At 68.3% G+C, this 13,256-nt stretch carries 12 protein-coding genes; 4 read left to right on the top strand and 8 right to left on the bottom strand.

Annotated elements, in window-relative coordinates; all coding sequences use genetic code 11:
• Positions 1-103: 103 nt before the first annotated feature.
• Positions 104-628 (top strand): TetR/AcrR family transcriptional regulator, encoded by a 525-nt coding sequence (locus G9373_RS14955; protein ID WP_005260248.1) that lies wholly within the window; start codon positions 104-106, stop codon positions 626-628.
• A gap of 4 nt (positions 629-632) precedes the next feature.
• On the opposite strand, the gene ilvA is transcribed toward G9373_RS14955, so the two are convergent.
• Genes ilvA through G9373_RS14970 form a run of 3 tightly spaced genes read right to left on the bottom strand, consistent with a single transcriptional unit; the run spans position 633 to position 4,293 of the window.
• Complete coding sequence (gene ilvA, locus G9373_RS14960; RefSeq protein WP_039951284.1) at positions 633-1,985, bottom strand: threonine ammonia-lyase IlvA; 1,353 nt, start codon at positions 1,983-1,985, stop codon at positions 633-635.
• Positions 1,986-2,028: 43 nt separating this feature from the next.
• A complete protein-coding gene (locus tag G9373_RS14965; protein ID WP_167115607.1) occupies positions 2,029-3,804 on the bottom strand; it encodes a pyruvate dehydrogenase in 1,776 nt (591 codons plus the stop codon).
• Positions 3,805-3,858: 54 nt separating this feature from the next.
• Complete coding sequence (locus tag G9373_RS14970; RefSeq protein ID WP_005260240.1) at positions 3,859-4,293, bottom strand: nitroreductase family deazaflavin-dependent oxidoreductase; 435 nt, start codon at positions 4,291-4,293, stop codon at positions 3,859-3,861.
• Between the two features lie 171 nt (positions 4,294-4,464).
• On the opposite strand from G9373_RS14970, the gene G9373_RS14975 reads away from it, so the two are divergent.
• Complete coding sequence (locus tag G9373_RS14975; protein WP_167115610.1) at positions 4,465-4,701, top strand: hypothetical protein; 237 nt, start codon at positions 4,465-4,467, stop codon at positions 4,699-4,701.
• Positions 4,702-4,704: 3 nt separating this feature from the next.
• Here the strand turns inward: G9373_RS14975 and dnaE are convergent, their stop codons facing one another.
• The 5 genes from dnaE to lspA form a co-directional block, all read right to left on the bottom strand.
• Positions 4,705-8,241: a DNA polymerase III subunit alpha gene (gene dnaE / locus G9373_RS14980; protein ID WP_167115612.1), complete on the bottom strand. Its 3,537-nt coding sequence runs from the start codon at positions 8,239-8,241 to the stop codon at positions 4,705-4,707.
• Positions 8,242-8,339: 98 nt separating this feature from the next.
• Positions 8,340-9,257, bottom strand: a complete 918-nt coding sequence (gene rarD / locus G9373_RS14985) for an EamA family transporter RarD (protein WP_005574447.1) — start codon at positions 9,255-9,257, stop codon at positions 8,340-8,342.
• The gene (locus tag G9373_RS14990) at positions 9,254-9,931 is read right to left on the bottom strand and encodes a hypothetical protein (RefSeq protein ID WP_167115615.1); all 678 of its coding nucleotides are present in this window, start codon (positions 9,929-9,931) and stop codon (positions 9,254-9,256) included. The genes rarD and G9373_RS14990 overlap by 4 nt, the downstream gene beginning before the upstream one ends.
• Before the next feature lies 1 nt (position 9,932).
• Positions 9,933-10,859 (bottom strand): RluA family pseudouridine synthase, encoded by a 927-nt coding sequence (locus G9373_RS14995; protein ID WP_005260233.1) that lies wholly within the window; start codon positions 10,857-10,859, stop codon positions 9,933-9,935.
• Positions 10,856-11,452 (bottom strand): signal peptidase II, encoded by a 597-nt coding sequence (gene lspA / locus G9373_RS15000; protein WP_169694893.1) that lies wholly within the window; start codon positions 11,450-11,452, stop codon positions 10,856-10,858. The genes G9373_RS14995 and lspA overlap by 4 nt, the downstream gene beginning before the upstream one ends.
• A 51-nt stretch (positions 11,453-11,503) precedes the next feature.
• Between lspA and G9373_RS15005 the strand changes: the two genes are divergently transcribed.
• Both G9373_RS15005 and G9373_RS15010 read left to right on the top strand, forming a co-directional pair.
• Entirely contained in the window at positions 11,504-12,457 is a 954-nt protein-coding gene (locus G9373_RS15005) for a hypothetical protein (protein WP_005260231.1), read from the top strand.
• The gene (locus G9373_RS15010) at positions 12,457-13,209 is read left to right on the top strand and encodes a sensor domain-containing protein (RefSeq protein ID WP_043793866.1); all 753 of its coding nucleotides are present in this window, start codon (positions 12,457-12,459) and stop codon (positions 13,207-13,209) included. The genes G9373_RS15005 and G9373_RS15010 overlap by 1 nt, the downstream gene beginning before the upstream one ends.
• The last annotated feature ends 47 nt before the right edge of the window (positions 13,210-13,256 follow it).

Genomic DNA, 13,256 nt, shown 5'->3' on the forward strand with positions numbered 1-13,256 from the left:
CGAGAGACTGACACGGTGATGAACCGTCCAGCCGGTACAGTTCCGTTACATTACCGTGAACCGTCCGGACGGTAAAGTTATTTCCCGGGTACAGTCCCTCTTCATGGCTGCCGGTACGCGCGATCGAATACTCGACGCCCTCGAGAAGCTGCTGCTCGACGTGGGGATAGCCCAGGTGACCCTCGAAGCGGTCGCTACGGAGGCCGGGGTGTCCAAAGGCGGACTGCTCTACCACTTCCCCAGCAAGGAAGCGCTGCTCGCCGCCATGGTGCGCCGGCTCGGCGAACGGGCGGACGCCCAGCTCGCCGACGCCGTCTCCGGCGGCACCTCGCTGTCCGAGTGGTATCTGCAGGTTCCCGACGCGAGCACCACCGAGGAACTCGCCCTCTATCGTTCGACCATCGCCGCGCTACGGAGCGTCGACGGTCAGCACGACGAGATCCAGAAAGCCGTCACCGAGGTGATGCGCGGCTGGGACGAAGGTCTCCAGAGCGAGATCGACGACCCCGTGCAGGCCGAGATCGTGCGGCTCGTCGGCGACGGGATCTACCTGTCCGCACTGCTCGGGCTCCCCATGCCCGAGCCCGAGCTGTACAACAAGGTGGTCGCGCGGCTGCTGCAGAAGTAGCGGCTCAGGTGAGGTAGCGGTACGCGGGGCTCCCCGGCTCCAGGCGTTCCACCTGCATCCGGGACTGCTCCATCCGCTCGAGCAGGTCGCCGAGCCCCTCGGCCTTCCCCAGCTCGATACCCACCAGGGCGGCACCGGTCTCCCGGTTGTTGCGCTTCACGTACTCGAACAAGGTGATGTCGTCCTCGGGCCCGAGCACCTCGTCCAGGAAGCGGCGCAGCGCGCCCGGCTCCTGCGGGAAATCGACGAGGAAATAGTGCTTCAGGCCGAGATTCACCAGCGAGCGTTCCAGGATCTCGCCGTACCGCGAGACGTCGTTGTTGCCCCCGGAGATCAGGCACACCACCGTGGAACCCGGCTCGAACGTGATGTTGCCGAGGGCAGCCACCGACAGGGCGCCCGCGGGCTCCGCGATGATGCCCTCGTTCTGATACAGCTCGAGCATCGTGGTGCACAACGCACCTTCGTCGAGGTTGGCCATCACGAAGCTCTCGGGATCGAGCCGGATCGTGGTCGACCGGTCGGACTGGCCCAGCGACGTGTGCGTCGCGACCTCGGCGCCGAGGGCGGACACCACGGCGTAGGGAAGGTCGCCGACCCGCTTCACCGACGCGCCGTCGACGAACGGGTCGATCTCCGTCAACGTCACGGGACCACCGGCCACCAGGGCCGCCGTCATCGACGCCGCCCCCGTCGGCTCCACCCCCACGATGGCCGCATTGGGTGCGTGCGCACGCAGATACGTGGCGATGCCGGCGATGCATCCGCCGCCACCGACCGGGACCAGCACGGAATCGGGGGCCGCACCGAGCTGCGCGAGGATCTCGGCGGCGATGGTGCCCTGTCCGGCCGCGGTACGGGCGTCGTCGAACGGCGCCACCATAGTCGCGCCCGTCCGCCGCACATCGGCCGCGGCCGCAGCGGCAGCGGCGTCGTACGTCTCCCCCGTCAGGATCAGCTCGACGAACTCGCCGCCGTGCGCGCGGATGCGGTCACGCTTCTGCTTGGGGGTGTTCGACGGAACGTAGATGCGGCCCGTGATTTCCATTGTCCGGCAGGCGAAAGCGACGCCCTGCGCATGGTTGCCCGCGCTGGCCGTCACCACTCCGGCCGCACGCTCGCCGGCATCGAGCTGGGCCATGAGGTTGTAGGCGCCGCGCAGCTTGTAGGAGCGGACGACCTGCAGGTCTTCGCGCTTGAGGTAGACGTTCGCGCCGGTCAGCGACGACAGGCGCTCGCTCCGCTGCAGCGGGGTCGCGTCGATCACGTGGGAAATTCGCTCGATGGCAGCGTCGATGTCGCCCACTGTCAGGGGCGAGGTGATGTTCTGGGCTGCGGTATCGGGCGATGTGGACACCCGGATATGTTCCCACTCTCCAGCCATGGGATACCAGTCGGGTTCAGCCGCGCGGATCGAACTGGGACGGTCGCGGCACGTTGCGGACATTCGACTTCGCCATCTTCACGGCCTCGCCGACACCGCCGTTCATCACCATCTTCGACAGCGCCAACGCGAAACCGGTGACCTGCCCGCCCGTGATGGTCGGCGGCAGCGACAACGCCAGCGGGTCGGTGACCAGATCGACGAGCGCCGGTCCGTCGTGATCGAACGCCTGCCGCAGACCCGATTCGATGTCGGCCGGATCCTCGATCCGGCGGGCGAAGATGCCCAGTGCCGACGCCACCGCCGAGTAGTCGACGGGCGCGACGTCCACCCCGAAATCCGGCAGCCCGTCCACCAGCATTTCCAGCTTGACCATGCCCAGAGTGGAATTGTTGAACACCACGATCTTGACCGGGAGCCGGTACATCGCGACCGTCACCAGTTCTCCCAGCAGCATCGACAGCCCGCCGTCGCCCGACACGGAGACCACCTGCCTGCCCGGCGCGCACACCTGGGCGCCGATCGCGTGCGGCAGGGCGTTCGCCATCGATCCGTGCAGGGCCGAGGACAGGAAACGCCGCGACCCGTTCGGCGTCAGGTAGCGCGCCGTCCAGACGTTCGACATTCCCGTGTCGGTGGTGAAGATCGCGTCCTCGGCGGCGAGGTCGTCGAGGATCGACGCCGCATATTCCGGGTGGATCGGGATGCGCTGCTTCGCGGGTTTCGTGTACGCACCGACCACCTTGTTCATCAGCGTCCGGTGCTTCTCGAGCATGTCGTCGAGGAATCGGCGATCGTCCTTCCGCCGGATCAACGGGGCTAGGGCACGCAGCGTGCTCGCCACGTCGCCGTGCACGGCCAGGTCGACGTTCGTTCTCCGGCCGATTCGCTGTGCGGCCCAGTCGATCTGCGCGGTGCGGACTCCGTCGGGCAGGAACTGGTTGTACGGGAAGTCGGTTCCGACGAGCAGCAGGAGGTCGGCGCCGTGCATGCCGTCGTGGGCCGCCCCGTATCCCAGCAGTCCCGTCATACCGACGTCGAAGGGGTTGTCGTACTGAATCCATTCCTTCCCGCGGAGCGTGTGGCCGATCGGCGCACCGATCGCGTCGGCCAGGCTCAGCAGCTCCTCGCGAGCCTCCCGCACGCCCTCGCCGGCGAAGATCGCGACCTTTCCCGCCCCGTTCACGGCGTCGGCGAGCGCCTGCACGTCGGCCTGGTCGGGCACGATCGCCGGTACGCCGGTGTGCGGCACCGACGGCGCCTTCCCCTCGGCGGGGCGGTCCGCGATGTCGCCCGGAAGGGTGATCACCGCGACACCGGACAGCGCGGTCGCGTGCGCGATGGCGGACGCCGTCACGCGCGGCGCCTGGACGGGACTGCCGATCAGCTCCGCGTACCGGGAGCACTCGACGAACAGGCGGTCCGGGTGGGTCTCCTGGAAGAAGCCGAGACCGATCTGCTCGCTCGGGATCTGCGCCGCGATCGCAAGTACGGGCGCCCCCGAGCGGTCCGCGTCGTAGAGACCGTTGATCAGGTGCAGATTTCCCGGACCGCACGAGCCGGCGCACACCGCCAGTTTGCCGGTGACCTGCGCCTCCGCTGCCGCGGCGAACGCGGCGGCCTCCTCGTGACGCACGTGGATCCAGTCGATTCCACCCTTCGCCGCGCCACCCGACCGCCGGACCGCGTCGACGACGGGATTGAGACTGTCGCCCACGATTCCGTAGATCCGCTGGACGCCGGCGTCCTGTAATTGACGTACCAGCTGATCGGCAACGGTTTTCGCTCTCATCGGGCCTCCGGTCGGGGGACGGTCGAACGGCGAAGGACAGCGGCAGTGCGGGCGTCAGGCGGGTTCGAGCACGAACACCGGGATCTCCCGATCGGTATTCTTCTGATACTCGGCGTAGTCCGGGAACGCGGCGACGGCGCGGTCCCACCAAGCGGTCTTCTCCTCGCCCGTCACCTCACGGGCCACCATGTCCTGTGTGGTCGAGCCGTCGCGGAGTTCGACGTGCGGCTCGGCCTTCACGTTGTAGTACCAGACCGGGTTCTTGGGTGCGCCGCCGAGCGAGGCGACGATCGCGTACGTCCCGTCGTGTTCGACACGCATCAACGGCGTCTTGCGGAGTTTGCCGGATTTCGCGCCGCGCGTGGTCAGCAGGACGACGGGCCTGCCGCCCAGCGTCGTGCCCTCGGCTCCATCGGTGGATTCCATCAACTCGGCCTGATCTGCTGCCCACTTGGACGGACTGGGCTCGTATTCACCTGTGAGTGGCATGCGTCCAGTCAACACCTGATCCGCGACAACGCGCCACCGATTCCACCGAACGAGCGCACATGCGAAGAACCGCATCCGTTTGTTCGTTGCGCCGAACTCCGGGTTCCGAGTACCCTGATCCCACGCGGGGGACGTCCACTCCCCCGGTCCCCGTCAGTGAGGTGACCTGCGATGACGACACACGACGCATGGCTGCGCCGCGAGGTTCGCCGCAGCGACCCCGCGCGCACCGTCGATCTCGCCGGCGCCGAGTGGCCCCTCTACAAGCTGGAAGCACTGGCCGTCGCGCTGCTGGTCTTCGTCACGATCCTCGTCGTCACTCAGACGCTGCAGGCGGCCGTACTCACCGCCGCCGCGGTGGCCGTCGTGGTGTGGTGGGCGCGGCGCCTCTTCCCGCCGCGCCCCTAGCCGTCACACGGACAGGCAGCTCGGTCCGAGCAACGCCTTGAGATCACCCATCAACGCCGACGACGGTTCCACCCGGAGCACGTCGTCCACCTTCCACAACGTGATCTCGGTGCCGCCGATCAACCGCACGTGCACGTCCGACGTGCCCGGATGGCGTGTGAGCACCTGACGCAACGCGCCGATCTTGTCCTTGGTGCACTGACGCAGCGGCAGACTGACCGCCAGTGGCTTCGCGACCCCCACTGCCGAGAGATCCGGCACCGCAAGGTCGTTGGCGATGAGTGAGATCCGATCGTCACGGATCGACACGCGCGCCTTGACGAGCACAACGGAGTCCTCCGTGACATCCATCCCGTAGACCGAGTAGGCCTGCGGGAAGAACAGCACCTCGATACCACCGGTCAGATCCTCGAGCTGCGCGGACGCCCAGGTGAGACCGTTCTTGTTGATCCTCCGATTCACCGACGCGAGGATGCCGCCGACGGTGACCTGGGTGCCGTCCTTGATGTCGCCTTCGAGAATGGTCGGGATCGCGGTGTCGGACTGCGCCGACAGCACGTGTTCGACGCCGTTGAGCGGGTGCCCGGACACGTACAGGCCCAGCATTTCCCGTTCCAGCGCCAACCGGTGCTTCGAGTCCCACTCTTCCTCGGGGATCTTCACGTTGAACACCGAGGAGATCGACTCGTCGGCGTCGTCGCCGCCGAAGAGGTCGAACTGTCCGATCGCCTCCGCCTTCTTGGTGCCCATCACCGCGTCGATGGCGTCGGCGTGGACGAGCATGAGTCCCTTGCGCGGATGGCCCAGCGAGTCGAATCCGCCTGCCTTGATCAGCGATTCGGTGACCTTCTTGGAGCAGGCGGCGGCGTCGATCTTGTTGAGGTAGTCGGAGAAGTCGACGAACTTGGACTTCTCCTTGCGCGCCTTGATGATCGAGCCCACGACGTTGGCGCCGACGTTGCGGACGGCGCCCATGCCGAACCGGATGTCCTCACCGACGGAGGCGAAGTTGACCTCGGATTCGTTGACGTCCGGCGGCAGCACGGTGATCCCCATCTTGCGGCAGTCCGCGAGGTAGATGGCGGCCTTGTCCTTGTCGTCACCGACCGAGGTGAGCAGACCGGCCATGTACTCGGCCGGATAGTTGGCCTTGAGGTACCCGGTCCAGAACGACACCAGGCCGTACCCGGCCGCGTGCGACTTGTTGAACGCGTACCCGGCGAACGGGAGGATGGTGTCCCACAGCGCCTTGATGGCGGGCTCGGAGAATTCGTTGGCGAGCATGCCCTCGCGGAAGCCGGCATACGCCTCCTCCAGCACCGAGAGCTTCTTCTTACCCATGGCTCGGCGGAGAATGTCGGCCTGTCCGAGCGAATACCCGGCCACCTTCTGAGCGATCTGCATGATCTGCTCCTGGTAGACGATCAGGCCGTACGTGTCGGCCAGGATCTCCTTCAGGGGCTCCTCGAGCTCCGGGTGGATGGGTTTGACCTCTTGCCGCCCGTTCTTGCGGTCGGCGTAGTCGTTGTGCGCGTTCATGCCCATCGGACCGGGCCGGTACAGAGCGAGCACCGCGACGATGTCTTCGAAGCCGGTGGGCTGCATGCGGCGCAGCAGGTCGCGCATCGCGCTCCCGTCGAGCTGGAACACGCCGAGAGTGTCTCCGCGGGAGAGCAGTTCGTACGTGGCCGGGTCGTCGAGCGCGAGGGTGTCGAGATCGAGGTCGATCCCCCGGTTCGCCTTGATGTTGTCGATGGCGTCACCGATGACGGTGAGGTTCCGCAGTCCGAGGAAGTCCATCTTCAGCAGGCCGATGGCCTCGCACGACGGGTAGTCCCAGCCGGTGATGATGGCACCGTCCTGGGCGCGCTTCCACACGGGAATCGCGTCCATCAGCGGTTCGGACGACATGATCACCGCGCAGGCGTGAACGCCGGCGTTACGGATCAGGCCCTCGAGCCCCTTGGCCGTCTGGTAGATCTTCGCGACGTCCGGGTTGGAGTCGATGAGGGCGCGAACCTCCACCGCTTCCTTGTAGCGCTCGTGGTTCGGGTCGGTGATGCCGGACACCGAGATGTCCTTGGCCATGATCGGCGGCGGCAGCGCCTTCGTGATCTGGTCGGCGATCGCGAAACCGGGCTGGCCGAACTGGACTCGGGCGGAGTCCTTGATGGCCGCCTTCGTCTTGATGGTGCCGAACGTGATGACCTGGGCGACGCGGTCGCTGCCCCACTTGTCCGTCGCGTAGCGCACCATCTCGCCGCGACGGCGATCGTCGAAGTCGATATCGATATCGGGCATGGAGACGCGTTCGGGGTTCAAAAACCGCTCGAACAGCAGGCCGTGCGGGATGGGGTCGATGTTGGTGATGCCCATCGCGTAGGCGACGAGCGAACCGGCCGCCGAGCCTCGGCCGGGGCCGACGCGGATGCCGACCTCCCGCGCGTGGTTGATGAGGTCGCCGACGACGAGGAAGTAGGCGGGGAAACCCATTTCGAGGATGACGCCGATCTCGTAGTCGGCGCGGGCGAGGTACTCCTCGGGCGGTCCGTCGGGGAACCGGCGGTCCAGTCCGCGCATGACCTCCTTGCGCAGCCAGGTGCCCTGCGTCTCGCCCTCGGGGACCGGGAAGATCGGCATCCGGTCGTGGTGCGCCCACACGTCGTCGTACGACTGGACCCGCTCGGCGATCAGCAGTGTGTTGTCGCACGCGCCGGGCACTTGGTCGTCCCACAGCGCGCGCATCTCCGCGGCCGGCTTCAGGTAGTAGCCGTCGCCGTCGAACTTGAACCGGGTGGGGTCGGACAACGTCTTACCGGTCTGGATGCAGAGGAGCGCCTCGTGGTTCTCCGCGGCTTCCTTGGTGACGTAGTGGCAGTCGTTGGTGGCGAGCGGCGGAATCTCGAGCTTCTTGCTGATCTCGAGCAGGCCCTCACGCACTCGTCGCTCGATCGACAGTCCGTGGTCCATCAGCTCGAGGAAGAAATTGTCCTTGCCCCAGATCTCCTGCCACTTGGCGGCGGCCTCGAGCGCCTCGCGGTCGTGGCCGAGTCGCAGCCGGGTCTGGATCTCACCGGACGGGCAGCCCGTGGTCGCGATGATGCCCTCGTGGTGGGTGGCGATGAGCTCTTCGTCCATCCGCGCCCACTTGCCGAGCTGGCCCTCGATCGACGCGAGCGAGGACAGCTTGAACAGGTTCCGCAGACCGGTCGCGTTCTCCGCGACCATCGTCATGTGGGTGTACGCGCCGCTACCGGAGACGTCGTCGGACTTCTGGCTGCGGTCGCCCCACAGCACGCGCTTGGTGTTGAAGCGGGACTCGGGCGCGATGTACGCCTCGATGCCGATGATCGGCGTGATGCCCTGCTTCTTCGCCACGTTGTAGAACTCGCTGGCGCCGTACATGTTGCCGTGGTCGGTCATGCCGACCGCCGACATCCCCAGTCGCTCGGCCTCTTCGAACAGGGGGCCGACCTTGGCCGCACCGTCGAGCATCGAGTACTCGGTGTGATTGTGCAGATGTACGAACGAGTCAGCCACGTGCGCCTCTCTGAAGGTCTGGGAGCCTCACGAGTGTAGGCCCTCGGACCGACAGCACCGGTCGCCGACGGCGGATGTCGGAGAAGTCGTGACGCGAGTTACTGGACGGGCGCCTGGGACGGTTCGGTATTTCGCCGCTCGCGCCGGACCCGTACCAGCGCATCGGTACTGAAGATCGCGAGTGCCACCCAGATCAGCGCGAAACCGATCCACCGCGACGCGGGCATGTCCTCGTGGAGAACGGCGACGCCCCACGCCATCTGCAGCGCAGGCGTCAGGTACTGCAGCATGCCGAGTGTGCGCAACGGCACCCGTTGCGCGGCCGCGCCGAACAGCAACAGCGGCAGCGCGGTCACCGGTCCCGCGGCCAGCAGCAGCAGGGTGTGACCGATCCCGAACCCGAGGAACGTGCCTGCCCCGGTGAGGGCGAGGAACACGAGGTAACCGATCGCGACGGGCGCGGCCACGATTCCCTCGGCGGTCAGGCTCGTCCGCGGGTCGAGCGGCATCACCTTCTTGCACAGCCCGTACAGGGCGAACGACGCGGCCAGGGTCAGCGCGATGTACGGCGGATGCCCGTAGTCGACGGTGATCACGATCACCGCGGTTGCGGCGAGCGCGAGCGCGACGATCTGGGCGGGGACGAGCCGTTCCCGGAAGATCACGACCCCGAGTAGCACGCTCACCAACGGGTTGATGAAGTAGCCGAGCGCGGTCTCGACCACCCGGTCCGAGGTGACCCCGTAGATGTAGGTGCCCCAGTTCACCGCGATGGCCGTCGACGCGGCCGAGACCAGGAGCCAGGTGCGCACACTCAGCCCGCGCAGCGACCGGAGCCGGCCCGAGACCGCGAGGACGACGAACATGAGCGCGAGCGTCCACACCACCCGGTGCGCGAGGATCTCCACCGACCCGGCCGGGCCGAGCAATCCGAAGAACGCCGGGAACGCGCCCCACAGCACGTAGGCGCCGACTCCGCAGGCGGCGCCCACGGTTTCCGCCTTCCTCGCCTTCACGAACCGCTCCCCGGGACGATGCCGTCGTCGGGGCCGGGCGCGACGATCTCGACCTGCTCCGGCAGCAGCGGGCGCACGGCGAACCGCCCGGCGACGGCGTCGGCTCCGAGTGCCTCGACCGCCCGGACGTCCGGGGCGGACCGCAGCGCGGTGAGGGCTTCGTGATCACCGCGGACGACGACACCGATCACGCACGCGCAGTTCCCGGCGAGTTCCTCCGACGACACCGCCGCGATCTGCGCCTGCCGCTCCGTTTCGCCCGTCATCGCCTGGGCGCGTCCGGCGGCCAGGACGCTCGCCCGTGCGAGCGCCGCATCGCCTGCCGCGACGGACACGGGAACGAGGGGGGTCTGCACCCGGTCCAGGGGCACACGGAAGAGAACCTGCGACACCCGGGTGCCGGACGCGGCGTCCCGGACGACCTCCGTCGTCACCGGACGCGTGAACGAGACCAGCGCCCAGTGCTCGCGGCGCGCGTCCGGCGCGTCGAGCGACCGGTCCGCCCGGGCCAGGTAGTCGGCCACCACTTCCCCGTTGTCCGGGCCCAGCGTGTCCGTCGACACGGGCGCCCGGCGGACAGGGTGCAGTACTCCGAGCACGACCGTCACCGCGATCAGGGCGACGGCGGTGAGCACTGCCGGCACCGCGGTACCGCTCGGGTACGGGCGCCTCACCTCAGCTCGCCCGCAGAACCCCGAGAGCGTCCTCGAGATCCTTCGGGTACTTGGACGTGATCTCGACCCACCGCCCGTCCGCGGGATGCGCGAAACCGAGCGACCGGGCGTGCAGCCACTGCCGCTCCAGCCCGAGACGTTCCGCCAGCCGCGGATCGGCCCCGTATGTGAGGTCGCCGCAGCACGGGTGCCGCAGTGCGGCGAAATGGACGCGGATCTGATGGGTCCGGCCCGTCTCGAGGTGGATGTCCAGCAGGCTCGCCGCCTGGAACGCCTCGACCGTGTCGTAGTGGGTGATGCTGGGCTTGCCGTCCGCGGTGACGGCGAACTTCCAGTCGTTGCTGCGGTGCCTGCCGATCGGCGCGTCGATGGTTCCGCTGCTCGGATCCGGGTGACCCTGCACCAGCGCGTGGTACCGCTTGTCGATGGTCCGCTGCTTGAATGCGCGCTTGAGGAGGGTGTAGGCGCGTTCCGACGTGGCCACCACCATCACCCCGGACGTGCCGACGTCCAGCCGGTGCACAATGCCCTGGCGTTCGTGCGCACCGGACGTCGAGATCCGGAAGCCCGCGGCGGCGAGACCTCCGATCACCGTCGGACCGGTCCAGCCCACGCTGGCGTGGGCGGCCACACCCACCGGTTTGTCGACGGCGACCACGTCGTCGTCGGCGTACAAGATTTCCATGCCCTCGACGGGTTCCGCCTCGATGGTCAGCGGCCGCGGCGGTTCCGGCAGTTCCACCTCGAGCCAGGTGCCTGCGGACAGACGATCGGACTTGCCGACGGGTGCGCCGTCGACGAGCACCGAACCCTCTTCGGTGAGCTGAGCCACCGCGGTGCGCGACAGACCGAGCAGTCGAGCGAGGCCGGCGTCGACCCTCATCGCTTCGAGCCCGTCCGGGACCGGCATCGACCGTGTCTCCCTCACTTCTCTACCCCCTTACGTGTTCCGTCCGGTTCCAGCCCTATCAGTGTGAGCACGACGAGCAGGATCGCACCGCACACGATGCCGGAATCCGCCACGTTGAACACCGGCCACCAGCCGACGGACACGAAATCGACGACGTGACCCTGCATCACTCCCGGCGCCCGGAAGAACCGGTCGACGAGGTTGCCGAGGGCGCCTCCGAGTACCAGCCCCAGACCGAGCGCCCACCACGGCGACCGCAGCGTGCGGCCGATACGGACGACGCCGATCACCACACCCACGGCGACGAGCGTGAGCAGCCACGTCATGCCGGTGGCCATGGAGAACGCCGCACCCGGGTTGCGCACGAGCCGCAGCGAGACGATGTCCCCGATCAGCCAGACCGGCCGGCCGGGCTCGATGTTGGCGACGGCGAGGATCTTCGTCAACAGGTCCGCGGCCAGGACGGCACCGGCGATCACGAACAGCAGCAGCCTGCGCTGATGCTTCACCGGCCGGGGCGCTGCGGTGCCGGACGTGTCACCGTCGTTTCGGTCTTCTGCGTCGGTCTCGTTCTCTGCCGTGGGGTCTTGACTCACCCGTTCATCATCCACTACGGAGGCAAGCCTCCGTTCACGCGCTCCCGCGCGCACTAACCTGGGGGCGTGCCACTGTTCTCGAAAGCTCTGCGACCCGGATTCTGCCTACTCGCCGCAACCCTCTCCCTGGTCGCTCTGACCGCCGGGTGCGGAGGTGACGGCGACTCCTCGGAGTCGAACCCCGCAGGGTCCACGTCCACTCCCGCCGAAGTGACCGTCCCGATCTCCGCCACCACCGTCGAACTGATCCAGCCCGGCGAGGAGCCGCGCGAGGTGATCCAACGCAGACCGCCGGCGGGGGTCACGCAGCAGGTGCAGTTGACCACCGGCGCGCAGGTGTTCCAGCAGATCGACGACCAGCCCGCCCAGGACTTCTCCTCACCCGAGATCACACTCCCCCTCACCGCCGCCGTCGGGCAGGCCACCGACGACACGGATGGCGGCACCACCGTCGACCTCACGCTCGGTGACGTCACCAGCCCCGACGACCGCCTCGGCAGCGCGCTCGAAGCCAGCGCCGGTTCGGGCGCCGGCTTCACGGTCGACCCCACCGGTGCGATCACCGCGCTGCGACTGCGTCCGGACGCCGAAGCCCAGGACATCGCGCGCTCCGCGATCGAGCAGGCGTTCTACCAGGCCGTGTATCGCACGGTCCCGTTTCCGGCGGAGCCCGTCGGAGTGGGCGCCCAGTGGACGATCCGTCAGCAGGTGATGAGCGGCATCGCCCTCGACCAGACCACCGTGGCCACCCTGACCGCCCGGGACGGCAACCGCCTCACCGTCGACTACACGATCGACCAGAAGCCGAAGTCCCCCGTCTGGGAGCTGCCCGGGGAGGCAGGCACGCTGAACGTCGACCAGTACGTGATGCACGGTTCGGGCACCATGACCGTCGACCTCGGCCTGCCGCTGCCCGTCGCCGGGACGGTGACCGTGGGCGGCGACCAGGAGTACAGCGACCCCGACGGCGCCACCCGCCTGCACCAGACCACGTCGAACTCGGTCCGGTGGGGTTCCTGATGCGCCGCGGACCCGTCGCCGCCTCGTGCTCCCTGTTCGCCGTGCTCGCGCTGTCGGCGTGCTCGTCGAACGCGTCCGGCGACGCCGGCGGCACCGCCTCACTTGTGCCGCTCGGACCGGTGGTGACCGCAGCACCGGACGCGGCGGGCACACCGTTCGCCGATCCGGCCGCACTGAAGGCGGCCCTCCTCGACGTCGGCGACCTTCCTGTCGGATTCACCCCCGTGCCCGACCCCGAGGACGATCTGGGGCTGCCTCCGGCGTCGGAGTCGGCGGACTCCGACAAGTCGAGCACGGATCCCGCGGAATGCGGCGCGGTGCTGTCGCCCGTCGCGGATCAGCGTGCGGGCGCGGTGGCGTCGGCGTCCGGCTGGTTCACCGGCCCGGACTTCGCCACCATCGACCAGGACGCGGCGAGCTACGGCACCGGCGCCGACGCATCCCAGGCCTTCGCGGTGGTGCAGGACCGGCTGGCTGGATGCACCGAGTACGCCGGCACGGACGCCGACGGCGTGCAGGTGCAGTACCGGGTCGGCGGCCGCGAGCAGCAGCCCGCCGGTGACGCGTCGGTGGCGTTCCGGCTCGTCACCACCAGCGAGGGCGTCAGTCTGGTCTCGGACGTGGTGGTGGTCGTCGTCGGGAGCACCGTCACCCAACTGGTCGCGACGGGCCAGGACCCGATCGACGCCGGCGTCTTCGGCGACCTGACGAGCACCGCCGTATCGAAGCTCGCGCCCGCACCTGCCGGCTGAACCGACCGGCCACGAACGACCGATGCCGGTGTCCCCGAGGGGACACC

Source organism: Rhodococcus sp. A14 (assembly GCF_011603105.1).
Lineage (GTDB): Bacteria > Actinomycetota > Actinomycetes > Mycobacteriales > Mycobacteriaceae > Rhodococcus_F > Rhodococcus_F opacus.